This is a genomic window from Alcaligenes sp. SMD-FA, assembly GCF_025960365.1.
Lineage (GTDB): Bacteria > Pseudomonadota > Gammaproteobacteria > Burkholderiales > Burkholderiaceae_B > Alcaligenes > Alcaligenes aquatilis.
Genome location: NZ_CP110108.1, coordinates 3,263,973 through 3,277,045, shown reverse-complemented (window position 1 = coordinate 3,277,045; position 13,073 = coordinate 3,263,973). Strand labels below are relative to the sequence as shown.

9 protein-coding genes are annotated in these 13,073 nt (G+C 55.2%); 6 read left to right on the top strand and 3 right to left on the bottom strand.

What is annotated here, in order from left to right; genetic code table 11:
* Positions 1-37: 37 nt before the first annotated feature.
* From OKX01_RS15175 to OKX01_RS15165, 3 genes are all read left to right on the top strand, one after another.
* Positions 38-784 (top strand): GntR family transcriptional regulator, encoded by a 747-nt coding sequence (locus OKX01_RS15175; protein WP_094197627.1) that lies wholly within the window; start codon positions 38-40, stop codon positions 782-784.
* A 179-nt stretch (positions 785-963) separates the two neighbouring features.
* Positions 964-1,857, top strand: coding sequence for an MBL fold metallo-hydrolase (locus OKX01_RS15170; RefSeq protein ID WP_094197626.1), 894 nt, complete (start codon positions 964-966; stop codon positions 1,855-1,857).
* 22 nt (positions 1,858-1,879) lie between these two features.
* Entirely contained in the window at positions 1,880-2,854 is a 975-nt protein-coding gene (locus OKX01_RS15165; protein WP_094197625.1) for a Bug family tripartite tricarboxylate transporter substrate binding protein, read from the top strand.
* 1,151 nt (positions 2,855-4,005) lie between these two features.
* On the opposite strand, the gene OKX01_RS15160 is transcribed toward OKX01_RS15165, so the two are convergent.
* Positions 4,006-4,977: a Bug family tripartite tricarboxylate transporter substrate binding protein gene (locus OKX01_RS15160; RefSeq protein WP_264672020.1), complete on the bottom strand. Its 972-nt coding sequence runs from the start codon at positions 4,975-4,977 to the stop codon at positions 4,006-4,008.
* A 37-nt stretch (positions 4,978-5,014) separates the two neighbouring features.
* Positions 5,015-6,604, bottom strand: a complete 1,590-nt coding sequence (locus OKX01_RS15155; protein ID WP_094197623.1) for a sulfatase — start codon at positions 6,602-6,604, stop codon at positions 5,015-5,017.
* Positions 6,605-6,710: 106 nt separating this feature from the next.
* On the opposite strand from OKX01_RS15155, the gene OKX01_RS15150 reads away from it, so the two are divergent.
* Together OKX01_RS15150 and OKX01_RS15145 are read left to right on the top strand one after the other, a co-directional pair.
* Positions 6,711-7,625, top strand: a complete 915-nt coding sequence (locus OKX01_RS15150) for a LysR family transcriptional regulator (protein WP_094197622.1) — start codon at positions 6,711-6,713, stop codon at positions 7,623-7,625.
* Positions 7,626-7,740: 115 nt separating this feature from the next.
* The gene (locus tag OKX01_RS15145) at positions 7,741-8,853 is read left to right on the top strand and encodes a sensor domain-containing diguanylate cyclase (protein ID WP_230019459.1); all 1,113 of its coding nucleotides are present in this window, start codon (positions 7,741-7,743) and stop codon (positions 8,851-8,853) included.
* A 73-nt stretch (positions 8,854-8,926) separates the two neighbouring features.
* Here the strand turns inward: OKX01_RS15145 and OKX01_RS15140 are convergent, their stop codons facing one another.
* Positions 8,927-11,362, bottom strand: a complete 2,436-nt coding sequence (locus tag OKX01_RS15140; protein ID WP_264672019.1) for a penicillin acylase family protein — start codon at positions 11,360-11,362, stop codon at positions 8,927-8,929.
* A gap of 471 nt (positions 11,363-11,833) precedes the next feature.
* Between OKX01_RS15140 and OKX01_RS15135 the strand changes: the two genes are divergently transcribed.
* A complete protein-coding gene (locus OKX01_RS15135) occupies positions 11,834-13,051 on the top strand; it encodes an ABC transporter substrate-binding protein (protein WP_264672018.1) in 1,218 nt (405 codons plus the stop codon).
* Positions 13,052-13,073: the final 22 nt, after the last annotated feature.

Here is a 13,073-nt window from a genome sequence, read left to right as displayed (position 1 = left end):
GAACTTGTCACTTTCCTGTGCTCGGTTGCCTTTTTGTATGGTTGATCCCACACGTTCTTCACTGCGCAAACAGTCCAAATTGCCTCTGTCGCTCAAGGTGAAATATACCTTGCGAGCGCGCCTGGAGCGTGGCGAATGGCCGGTGGGGACGCGTATTCCTACGCTGGAGGAGCTGATGCAGGAATACGGCGTCTCGCGTGCAACTGTGCGGGCGGCGCTGGACGAGCTGGAAAATGAAGGCCTGATTGAACGCACTCGTGGCAAAGGGACCTTTGTCATTGGCGATGTAGCTCAGGATCATTGGCTGATGCTACCCACCAACTGGGACGCTCTGATCGAGCATTTGACGCGTCTGGATTCGGTCATGGTGGAGCTGGGCCACGGGGCAGGGGCCTTGCCCATAGAGATTACGGGCCAGTCCTTGCCTGATGAATATTGGTGGACCAGCCGCGTCAATTACGCCGATGGTGTGGCGTACAGCTTGAATACGGTCTACGTGTTAAATACCTTGGCTCAGACACTGCAACCTGAATTGAGCCAGGAACCTGTGCTGCTGGTGTTGAATCGTCTGGCTCGTGAGCAGATTCATACGGTTCGTCAAACACTTACCGTGCGGGTAGCCGATGCCGATCTGGCGCGCCATTTGAGCATGGATATTGGTATGCCGGTCGTGCGGGTGATTCGCCTGATCATGAACCGTGCAAATCAACTGGTTTATGCGGCGCAGGTCTTTTATCCCGCTAAATATCTCAGTATCCAGACTGAACTGGCCCCTGGCTTTTAAGCCTGTCATCGCAAGCGCAACGCACCTTTACGACACTCCTAGGTAAAAACACCAAGTTATTCCGCTGAGTGGCGAGGTGTACACTTTTTTCATAAAGTCCTAAAAATAGAACTTTATGACTTTATCGAAGAGGCACTGTTCTGGTGCCGGATGTTTTTATCTGCTTGAAGGAGCTTTACGTGAAGATAACCATGCTTGGCACCGGCGCTGCGTTGCCTGATCCGGACCGTGCCCAGTCGTCCATTTTGGTGACGCTGGATAACGGCAAGAATTACCTGTTTGATTGCGGCGAAGGGTCCACGCGTCAGATGGTGAAGGCCAATATCAATCCGGCTGATGTGCCTTGGGTGTTTCTAAGTCACCTGCACTATGACCACGTCTGCGGTCTGCCGTTTTTTGTCTTGTCTAGCTGGGTTTTCAACCGCGAAGGCAGGCTGAAGGTTTTTGGTCCCAAGGGGACTCAGGACTTTGTGGATCATTCTTTCGAGAACGGGGCGTTTCGTGTGGATATTCAAGCTCGGGCAGCTTATCCGGCTCGTCAAAAAAACATGGCTGCCGTACGCCCGGAGGTCTTCGAGGTGGAGCCCGGCCTGATGTATGAGGACGAGGACGTCAAAATCTACATTGATGTGGTGGATCACATTCCTACCGAAATTACGGATTGTTTTGGTATTCGTATGGAGGCCGAGGGCAAAGTGGTGGCGTTCAGTGGCGATACGGCTCCTTGCGAGTCCATGATACGGCTGGCGCAGGATGCCGATTTGCTGATACATGAATGCACCTTTCCCGAGTCTTTCCTGAAGCATCGTGAGGAATCAGGGGTAGGAACGTTTGCGCATACCAGCCCTTTGCAGTTGGGTGAAATCGCTTGTAAAGCCAATGTGAAGAGTTTAGTGGCCACTCATTTTGGGCATTATGACTCCACCAGTCCGGTGATTAAACGTGCGGCGGGTAATCATTTGCCGGTTGATTTAATGGGGCCTGAGCGCCTGGACGAAGTAGCTCGGGATATTCGCAAAAGCTACAAAGGCGATTTGCGCTTGGCAACGGATTTGATGCGCATAGACCTGTAAAAGGCGCGTGGAGGGAGACAAGATGCAAGTAATTAAGAAAACTGTGGCGTGCCTTGCGGCGGCACTTGGCCTGGCGACGGTAGGGCCGACTTGGGCGGATTATCCCGAGCAACCTGTAAAGGTAGTGATTCCTTACCCTCCAGGAGCGGCGGGTGACATTATTTTCCGTATCTTGCAGCCTGAGCTGTCTCGGGAGTTGGGACAGACGGTGATTACGGATTACAAGACTGGCGCAGGTGGCAATATCGGCACGCAAATGGTGGCGCGCTCCAAGCCGGATGGCTACACCTTGCTGTTTTCGGCGACCAATAATTTTGTGATCAATCAGTTCTTGTACAAGAACATGGGCTATGACCCATTCAAGGATTTGTATGTGATCAATAAGGTGGCGGATGCGGCGGCGTTTGTTTATGTGAATGGAGAGTTGCCCGTCAAGAATATGGCTGAATTCAGGGATTATGTGCAGCAGCGCAAAGGGCAAGTGAACTACGGGACGCCCGGGGCAGGCACGACGCCCGAGCTATCGGCCTGGAAGTTGTCTGCGGTTCTGGAAGGCGATATGTTGGGGATTCATTACCGAGGCTCGGCACCGGGGATCCAGGCTTTGTTGAGCAATGAAGTGCAGATGTTTGTCAGCAGCTATGGTTTGGGGGCAGCTTTTCTGCCGCAGGGGAGGTTGAAGGCTTTGGCTGTTGCTCTGCCGGAGCGTTTCCCGGCCTTGCCTGATGTCCCCACGATGGAGGAACTGGGCTACAAGGATGTGGTGATCAGCAACTGGTGGGCTTTGGCTGTGCCTGCCGGGACGGATACAGAGATCGTTGCCAAGATTGAAGGGGCTTTGGAAAAAGTGCTGGCTGATCCCGAGATTCGTAAGAAGTTACTGGATCAGGGGTATTTGCTGTCCAAGGTGTCGGCCGAGGAGTTTCGGAAAGGGCTGCCTGCGGAGGCGGATTACTGGCATGACATTGTGACTCGGGCGGGGATCAGCCTGGATTAAGGCTGGCTTCTGGTTCTGCTGTTGCTGTTGGTTCACAAGGGCGTCATTACCTTGATGAGCTAAAAGGCGGCGGCATGGCAGAACTTAGGTGACTGGGGCTGTGGCGATGCAGCGGCTTTCTTCTGATCGTGCTGTTTGGGCTATGCGGGGGAGCGAGAGGGTTTTCTTGTGGGGCCCGTGTCCGGCTTGTCTTGGCGGGCCCCTTGTCCACGCTGCGCGTGGGTTCCCTTGTCAGTGTGACGGGGCGGGCGGGTCGTGAACTCGGAGCGCGATTTGTCCCCCGTACAAACCGCAAGCGTGCTCCTCAAACAGCACGACCCTTGCATCCCGCCCCGTCACACTGCCCGCGGCAAGAGTCCTGACTCGCCCGACAAGCCGGACACGGGCCCCACAAGAAAACAAGCTACATCGTGTACATAGCCCAAACAGCACTGGAGAGGAGAAAAGGTTTGGATTTGTTGAACGGTGATTTCGTGTTTTTTGGGATGCTTCAGGCAGGCCTTGAGCTTGGTTTGAATACGTGAGTGATAGGCGAGGTGATTGGAGTTGAAGAAAAAGTGGGTGGGGGTTAAGTAGCTTTTTTATGATGCCGGAGGGGGCTTTAAGTTTTTTGGGCGCTACTCTTTTTGGCTTTGGCTTTGGCTTTGGCTTTGGTATTTGTTGTTGTTGTCGGTGGTCACTTCTGGCGCCATTGACCTCGCACTATCAACGGGACATAAAAACAGTAAATCTCATACCGCACTAAGCCATTCAGTTGGCTCTTAAAAAGAAGGGAACAGAGTAGTGTGAGTCTGCCGGTTGGTGCAGGTGTAGCAGTGGTCGGGCGGATCAGAGTACTTGCCGCGGTCAGGAGATAGCGTAGGGGTGCAAGCATCCTGCTGTTTGAGCGGGGCGCTTGTGGATCGTCCGGGGGACGAACCACCCCGCGAGTTCAGGATGCGCCCGTAGCTATCTCCTGACAAGGGCACCGGTGCGCAGCACCGGCAAGTGCTCAGCCCGACCACTGCTACACCTGCACTAACCGGCTCCCTGCTCCTGCTCCCTTCTTTTTGCGAGCTGCCTCGCCATCAAGCATTGAGCCTGCCCTCAGCAACACCTACGCAGCCCCAAAAAAAAACAGCCCCTGAAACCAGGGGCTGTAATTCCAACAATTACTGATCAGAGCGAATATTGTTATCCCGCACAATCTGCTCCCAGCGCGCATTCCGCTGCTGCACCCATTGTGCTGGAGAAACCTTGGACGAATCGTAGGCTTGAATATCCAGCATTCGCAAAGTCTCGGCGGTAGAGGGACGTTTCACGATATCGCTCAGCAAGTCGTTCCATGCTTTGATTTTCTCTGGAGGCGAACCCTTGGTGGTGAAAACCAGGTACGAGAAGCTCTCGTTAAAGTTTTCCAGGCCTGGTAACTTTGCTTCGGCCAATGTAGGGACTGCAGGCAATAAAGGATTGCGTTTGCCGCCAGAAGTCGCCAATGGCGTGAGCAAACCTTCCTTGATCGGCCCCAAAACACAGGCAATCGTCAGAAAACCGCTGTCCAGACGCTCGCCATACATATCATTGACCACAGCGCTATTGCTGCGATATGGAATGTGATCCAGCTTGATCCCGCTATCTTGTGTCAAGGCCGACATCATCAAATGCCCTGGCGAGCCCATGCCGGCAGAGCCGTAATTCATGGGTTTGGCGCGGGCACGCTCCAGAAACTCGGCAGGTGTTGTGATACCGGTCTTGCTGGGAACCACCAGAACCTGGTCAAAGGTGCCCAGCAAAGACACCAGGTCCAGAGACTCCCCAACCTTGAATTTGCTGTTGACGTAAATATGCGGATTGGCCGTGGCAACGGTGTCCAGGGTCAGCAACAAGGTATTGCCGTCGGGTTTGGCCCGGCCCACCGCCTCGGCTGCAATCATGCCTGCTGCGCCCGCGCGGTTCTCTACCACAATCGTTTGGCCGGTGGTTGCCGTGGCTTCGCGGGCCAACATGCGACCCAGGACATCCAGCGGGCCGCCTGCAGCGGAGCTGACAACAAGTGTGGCCACCTCGGCACTTTGGACTGGCGTAGCCAAAGGTAAGATCAGCGCACAAATGCTTACGTTGCGCAGCAAGGAAAAGATGGGCATAGAGGTCTCCAGATAGGGGTAGGTAACAGTGTCTATCTCACGCTATCGCCAAAGGCAGGGGGCTGGTTTCGCTGTGAGCCATCATGGTGTCGATCAATTGACACAAAAGCGTTGTTTTTAACGTTTGCGCGTCAGGTTCATTCCACAAATTATGTTGTTCCAGTGGATCGGCTTGCAGATCGTACAGCTCTCCGATTTGACCGCCCTCGTACAGACTTAGACGATGCTGCTGTGTGACCAGCGAGCGCAGCTTGGTGCGAATAGGCGTATTGAACAGCTTGCGCTGGTTTTCTTCCTCAATCAATACGCCTATTCGCCAATCCACGGCTTCGTTCTGTATCACTTTCAGCAAGGAACGACCCTGAATACCGTTGTAGGGCAACTGGCCTGCACGTTGCAGAACCGTAGGCGCGACGTCAATGGTAGAACAGACCATCGTGCTTGTGCCTTGAGATTTCGCATCCTTTGGGTCAAACCAGATAAAGGGGCTGCGAATAATGCTTTGGTAATGCACAGGGCCTTTCAACAGGAGTTGATGGTCGCCCATGAAGTCGCCATGATCACTCATGAACATGACGATGGTGTTCTCCGCCTGGCCGGTGCGCTCCAGATGGTCCAGAATGCGCCCGATCTCGGCATCGATATGCGTGATGGAACCGTAGTTCAAGGCAATCGCCTCGCGGGCTTCGCGTTCGGAGCAGGCAAACAGTGTGGGAGTGTGTTTAATCGCTTTGCCGTCATCGCGCAACTGGTGCAGCAATTGCAGGTGTGCGGGCAGGGGGTGGGGGCTTAGGTGGAAGGAGTCGGGCAGGCTGACTTCTTCAGGCTTGTACATATCCCAGTATTGACCGTGCGGCGTGTAGGGGTGATGGGGGTCGGGAAAGGAGCACTGGATAAAGAAAGGCTGTTGTTCCTGGGCATATTTATCCAGCACAGCGCGGGTGCGCTCACCAATCCAGGCCGTGGTGCTGTACTCTTCTGGCACACGGGTACGCCAGGCTTGGCCAATGCGGCTTAGCGCGTAGTCGGGAGTCGGGATGGCGTTTTCAGGGCCGGACAGGGCGGCAATTTCAGGATGTTCATTTTGCAGCCAGCGACCATAGTCGCCCCAGACCTGGTCGCCGTGGTCGATGGCCAAGTCCACGTGCTCGTAGCCGTAAAAGGGGAGTTGCACACTGTGATCGGCGCGATCGCGCCACCATTGCCCACATTCCTGGCCGTAATCGTTGGTTGGCAGGGGGGGGCGGGCTTCACCCTTGGTCGGCGGATCATCCGGGCGTGGGTAGAGCGGGGGGGTATCCGTTATATTTTGCAGATGTGCCTTGCCCACTAACGCAGTGCGCCAGCCTGCCTGACGCAGTACATCGACAAAAGTGGTGGAGTCCAGTGGTAGGGGAACGCCGTTGTGACGCGCACCGTGTACCGAAGGCATGCGGCCTGTCATCAGGGAAGCCCGGTTGGGCATGCAGATCGGCGTGGCGACGTAAAATCGCTCAGCACTCCAACCACGAGCGGCCAAGGCATCCAGATTGGGCGTTTTTATGTCTTTATTGCCGTAACACGCCAAATGGTCCGCACGGAGTTGATCCGCAATGATTAATAAAAAATTGGGTACTGACTGAGACATGACGTGCCTATTTTGTAGCTTCGGGTATACCCATTATGGAAGCAGTAGCCATAATGTTAAATTGAATAACTTGCAGGTATATATACTTCTTTCATATAGGTAAGCCATGAGCTGGAGTGAACGCATTCGCTTAAAGCATCTGCAGGTTTTAATTCGTTTGTGCGAACAGAAAAGCATGAGCGATGTGGCCCGGCAGTCCAATATGACCCAGCCCGCTTTGTCAAAATGGCTCAAGGACTTTGAAGACAGTATCGGTATGCCTTTATTCGAGCGCCATGCCCGCGGTATTGAGCCTTTGCCGGCAGCCTTGGCGCTGGTCTCCCAGGCCCAAGGGGTGCTCAACCGCCTTGATCGCATGAACGCGACGCTGGAGCAATACAGGCAGGGATTTCGCCAGCAATTTACCTTGGGTATATCGCCTATGGTGGCTGCAGTTTATTTGCCGCAACTGTTGGTGTATTTGTACGAGCGCGATCCGCAATGCCATATCCGGATTCAGGAAGGCACGCTGGATGTGTTAAGTCGCAATCTGGAGCAGGGTGAGCTGGATCTGGTCATTGGCCGTGTGGACGAAGCCGGTCGCAACCCGGCGATGGCGTATTTGCCCTTGGGGATGGTGCCTTTGGGGGTGGCCGCTTGCCGCAATCACCCTTTGGCCCGGCAAAATGAAGTGACCTGGGAGCAGACGCTGGAGTATCCCTGGATATTGCCCCCCAAAAACAGTCCCATGCGGCGCAGTTTCGAGCTGAGCCTGGATGCCAAAGGCCTGTCGTATCCCACTTGTGCGATCGAGTCTGCCTACGCGCATACCAATGCGCGTGTAGCCGTGGGCAGTGATTTCTTAGTGCCCATGACGCGCAGCATGGTGCCGGTCTACCCGGAGCTGTGTATCTTGGAGCTGGACTGGAGCGACCCGCGTTTGCATGGTCAGCTCGGTTTGTTGTGGCGCCCCCAGGATTCGGGTGAACCGATGTTGGAGGAGGTCATTAGCTGGATGAGCAAGCAGCCTCACACGGTGTGATGGTAAGCCGGGGTCAGCATGGGCTGACCCTGAAAGAACTGACAGCTTGTTTTTTAAATGCATGTAACTAAAAATTGCCATCATGCTATTTTGTTTCTTCTTGGCGAATTGATTGATGGGAACTGTTCTGGAAGGTTGGAAAAACTTGCAAGCGATCAGTATCAGCTCGGTGCGCGACACACTGAGCGGGAAATACCATTCTCGTGACTTCATTCATGCCCGAATGGAATATTTACGCAGCCGTGTCGTATTAGTTGGCTTGCTATTTGCCTTGCTGACTCCCCTTTGGACTTTGATGGATTGGCTGGTTTTGCCCGGCTGGCCTACACATTTAATGGCGGTGCGTGTGTTAAGCCTGGGGGGACTGATCGCGTGTGTATGGCTAGCGTTTAATGGCCATCAGCGCATTACCCGTATTTATGTGTTGAGTGGCCTGGTCTTTATTTTGCCAGCCTCTTTTTACGCGTATATGCTGCTGACGCTCTCGGGGGCTGGGCATTACGTGGTTCTGGGTTACGGCTTTATCCCTTTCCTGTTGGTCGCGACCTTAAGTATTTTTCCTTTTACCTTGCTGGAATCTGCGTTGGTAGGGGGCGCGTTGATTGCCTTGCAAATTTTGGCCAGCGTCAGCTCGGGAACCTGGATGACCGCGAAAGGTTTGCAGGATCTTTGGCTGTTGAGTGCCTTGCTGGTTGTTGCCCTGACCGCCAATTATTTTCATCTGGGGCTTTTGTTGCGTTTATATCGACAAGCTACCCACGATACCTTGACCGGCTTGCTGAACCGGGGCGCGGTCAGTCGTCAGTTGGGGCAGGGGCCAGTCCAGGAAAAACTGCATGTGTTGATGGTGGATCTGGATCATTTCAAGCAGATCAACGATACCCACGGCCATTCGGTAGGGGATGATGTCTTGACGCGTACCGCGTCTTTATTCAAGGCGCATCTGGGACCCCATGACTTGGCGGCCCGTTATGGTGGCGAGGAGTTCGTGTTGATTCTGGCCGGGCGTAGTGATGAGCAGGCGTTGCGCTTTGCGGATTTGCTCTTGCGTCAGGTGCAGGAACAAACCTTTTACAACCATGACCGCGAGTCTTTCCAGATTACGGCCAGTATGGGCTTGGCGGTGTGCCAACCCGGTCAGGTCATTGAAGAGGCGCTGGTGCAGGCTGACCAGCGCTTGTATGACGCCAAGCGCGCTGGTCGCAATCAGGTGGTGACGAAGGATTAGGCGTGCCGGACTGCGTAAAAAGAAACGGGGCCTGGAGCGGCAAATGCTCCAGGCCCCGTTTGTGATGGAATACTTAGTAGCGCAGGGTTTGGCTGCCCTGACTGGCCTGGTCGATGTCCTGAGCGCTGATGGCATCACTCTTGCACTTGAAAGCCGCAAACATCTCAAGCTGATCCGAATGATGAACGTCGGCTTGGCCTTTGGGATCGATGAAACCGCTTTGTCCCGGCGCCATCACCGAGCACATACGCACGCCAGCAGGGTCCAGCACGTACTGGAAGCGGGCGCTGCCGGTGTTCAGATAAGGCATGATGCGGCGCTCGTACGCAGGGTCGGACCAGGGCACCCCAATCGCATTGCGTGCCGCGAACAGCATGGAAACAGAGGGGGCACGCCATTGCTGGGCTTGCGCGCCTTGTGATTTCTGCAAGGAGGCGGCTGCTTGTTCCAGTGCGTCCAGCACCAGCTCCTGGGCGGGACGACCTTGCAGGAAATCAATCGTTTGTGGCACCCCGGCCGCCGGGCCCTGGATAGCGTTCCAGATCAGCTTGGCCGCAGCGGCTGGCTGGGCGCTACGCGGGTCATTCATGGCCGGGTACAGGCCTTGCGTGTAGGTCTGGTAGACGCTGTCAGGCAAACGACCTTTCAGGAATACAGGGACTGCGGCTTGCATCCAGGCCTGCATCACAGCCGGGGCGCTACCTTCGTAATGCTTGCCGTTGCTGGCGACGTGCAGCTTGTAGTCCCAGCCTTTCAACTGTTCGGCAGCCTGACGGGCCAGGGCACTGGCACGTGGCAGCTTGGCGGCTTGCTGGATGATGGGGGCGAAGTAGCGCGCATTCAGATCCGAGCGCGCACCCAGGGAGTCGATGCCCCAGATTTCCTCATCGCTCAGGCGCTGCTTGGCTTGTAACGGTGCCAGCAGTTCCTGCACTCGATCCACGTAAGAGAAGTTGGCATTGTCAGCCAGCAGGGCGCTGTAGGCCTTGTTGTTCCAGCTGGCGATATAGCCTTGCTGTGGGTTCAGCACTTTGGGGTTGTGCTCAAAGCTCAGAAAGCCTTGCCATTCCATGCTGCCGTCGCCTGCGGCCGGGAACTGGATGGCCTGATTGGTCGGGCGCTGGGGCAACCGTCCCAAGGCAGCAGCACCGATATTGTTTTGGGTGTCGGCATAGAACCAGGTAATGGAGGCGCTGACGCGGGCTGCCTGGGCCATGAATTGATCCCAGTTCTTGGCCTTGGCCGCATGGGCCCAGCCCAGCAGGGTTTCAATTTCCCGGCCCTGCCAGCTACGGCGGTTGGCGTAGGCCGTGTTGTTTTTCGTATCCCAACTGCTGACATAACCTTGAGCCGCACGGTAGACGTCCAGCGTCACATCGTCCTGATCACGCACTTTGATGCGCACCTGCTTGTGCTCCATGGGGCGCCAGGCATTGTTGTACCAGTAGCTATGCGGATCACCGTCTTTCAAACGCAGTTGGTAAACGTCGTTGGTGTCCAGTGAACCCACTGTGGAACCCCAGGCAATCTGGCCATTGGTGCCGAACAGAATGGCGGGCAGGGCAACAGCGGTGCTGCCGGTCAGGTCGTAGCCGGCACCGTGCAAGCCGACGCTATAGGTAATGGATGGGGTGTACCAGCCTTGTTGCGGGCCGTTGTACAGCACGGCATGGCCGTGAGTCGTCTTTTCGGGGCCCAGCAGCCAGGCATTGCTGGCCGTCGGTGTGCCGGCGGCCACAGTGGGGCCAAGCGCCACGGCTTGTTTGTGCAGATAGTCCTGTGCGGCTTGTGTGGATAGGGCCTGCAAATGCGTAGGCAAATCAGCCAGGGCGGTCCGGGCTTCAGGCTGAGCAATGATAGTGGGTGCGGTCGGGTCGTTGAGCCAGCGCAGTTGTTTGTAGAGCTGTTCGCCTCGTTCCGCGCCCTGGTCTGCCTTTAAGGTTTTCAGCAGATTCAGGTTGGCCACTTCCGCCGTACCGGCAAAAAAGCGGTTCAGAATCAAGCCAACCCAGACCATGGCAATGTCTTCGGGCTGCCATTCAGAAGGCTCAAAGCCTTGGTCCAGAAACTCCTTGGGCATCAAGGTATCACGCTGGGCTTTCACCTCGCGCACACGCTGGGTAAAACCAGCGGCATAGCCCTCAAACATGGCGCGGTCTTCTTTGGACAGGGCGGCCAATTGTTTGCGGATGGCGTCCGGGTCGATATTGCTGTGGGTGACTTTATCCAGCTCCAGGAAATCCGCCCCCAGAACCTCTGCCACCGTTCCCCAGCCTGAACGTTTGGCAATTTCCATCTGGTAGAGACGGTCTGTGGCCACGGCATAGGCATAGCCATAGAACAAGCCATAGGTGCTGTCAGCATAGATGTGCGGCGTGCCATAGCTGTCGCGCTTGATGGTGACGCTGCGATCATTGACAGAAGTGCTGGCACAGGCGGCCAGCAAGACGCTGGTGGTCAGTACACCAAGGGTCAGTCGGGATGGGAAGCGACGGGGGAAGTTCAACATCTTGTCTCCTCAAGCGTAGCCCTGGGGGCTACCGTTTTTTTATCTCTTGAGAATATAACGTCAAAATTCTTTAGGTATTGATATTTCCAGATGAAAGCTTCTAGAGGATTTCCCCAGTACAAAAGCGGCTTGCCGGATATGATGGAGCAGTTTATGAAATCCATGATTCGGCGCGCGCAGGAACCAGGCGGGGTGGTTGCGTTTTAATCTTTGGGCTTATTAAGTGTAGTCACTGTATATCGGCGGTTCCCTTCTTCTCAGGCTATCTACTTTTTCTGCTCATTTCTTCTTGGTCTCCTTGCTTTAACGGCTTTCTGCGTGGCTTGCTGTGTTTTATGTTTAAAGTGTTCAAGGGTATATCCCTAGGTCTTGGCCGATTTACTCGCAAAAATACCATGTGTACACTTTAAATCACTAAAACAAGACAAGTTGCTGAGTCGTGTTTCGCCTCACAAGCCCACGGAGAAGACAATGAACAAGACATTTGCAGGGGTAGCACTGGCAGGAACGATGATGTTGCAAACCTTGGGGGCTACCGCTGCCGCCGAGGGGGTGATCAAGATTGGGGAGCTGAACAGCTATAAATCCCAGCCCGCTTTTTTGGGGCCTTATCGAAACGGGATGGAGCTGGCGGTTGAGCAGATCAACCAGGCCGGGGGGATTCACGGCAAGCAGCTGCAATTGATCATCAAGGATGACAACTCCAACCCCGGCGATGCGGTACGCGCTGCCGAGGAATTGATCTCGCGTGAAAAAGTGGATGTGCTGACCGGGACCTTCTTGTCCAATATCGGTCTGGCCATTACCGACTTCGCCAAGCATAAAAAAGTTTTCTTTCTGGCCAGCGAGCCGTTGACCGACAAGATCGTCTGGGCCGATGGCAACCGCTACACCTTCCGTCTGCGCAACTCCACCTATATGCAGGTGGCCATGCTGGTGCCGGAAGCCGTCAAGCTGAACAAGAAGCGTTGGGCGATTGTGTACCCCAACTACGAGTACGGTCAGTCCGCTGTTGCCACCTTCAAGACCTTGATGAAGGAAGCCCAGCCCGATATCGAGTTCGTGGCTGAACAGGCTACTCCTCTGGGCAAGGTCGATGCTGGTGCCGTGGTGCAGGCTTTGTCCGAAGCCAAGCCTGATGCGGTCTTTAACGTACTGTTTGCGTCCGACCTGGCTCGTCTGGTTCGTGCCGGTAATCAGCGCCAGTTCTTCAGTCCCACCTTGCCGGTAGTCAGCATGTTGACCGGCGAGCCGGAGTACCTGGACCCCTTGGGTGAAGAAACGCCGGAAGGCTGGATCGTCACCGGCTACCCCTGGTACGCCATCGACACGCCCGAGCACAATGCCTTCCTGAAAGCCTATCAGGACAAGTACAAAGAGCACCCACGCCTGGGTACGATTATTGGCTACAGCACCATTGTGTCGATTGCCGCCGGTATTGAAAAAGCCGGCTCTACCGACACGGAAGCCATGATCAAAGCTTTCCGGGGTCTGGATGTGGTCACGCCTTTCGGCCCCATCACTTACCGCACGCAAGATCAGCAGTCCACACAGGGGGCTTATGTGGGTGTGCTGGCCAAGCAGGACGGCAAGGGCATCATGACCAATATCCGTTATGCCGATGGCAAGGATGTACAGCCTACGGATGAGCAAGTCAGCCAGTGGCGTCCTGCCGCGGCCAATCAATAATTCCAAGAACGCATTATTTCGT